At 46.1% G+C, this 228-nt stretch carries 1 protein-coding gene; it reads right to left on the bottom strand.

Translation table 11 applies throughout. The features are described from left to right. Nucleotides 1–59 precede the first annotated feature (59 nt). Nucleotides 60–228 (bottom strand): DUF1622 domain-containing protein (locus AQ1_RS15005; RefSeq protein ID WP_042087850.1); only part of this gene is annotated, 169 nt, incomplete at its 5' end.

Raw genomic sequence — 228 nt, 5'->3', positions numbered from 1 at the left:
ACGAGATGATCTGGTGACTGGAGTTGGGCGAGGAAAAGGCGATCGCCATGGCTCAATGGTTAACGGCCATGTTCCTGTCTTTCCTGTTCAATTTCCATTCTGATTTCCGATTCCAGTTCTTTACCAAGAAAATAGTTTAAAAAAGTCCTGATTACAGCGATTAGCCCTAGTTTGCTCAAGCTTTCTAGGGTAGGGGCGATGGTGGTGGAAAGGATATCTGCCCCCAAT

This window comes from Iodidimonas nitroreducens (assembly GCA_000710935.1).
GTDB lineage: Bacteria > Pseudomonadota > Alphaproteobacteria > Sphingomonadales > Rhodothalassiaceae > Iodidimonas > Iodidimonas nitroreducens.
Note: the sequence above shows the minus strand (reverse complement) of the source record. Positions and strands in the feature narration are given on the sequence as shown.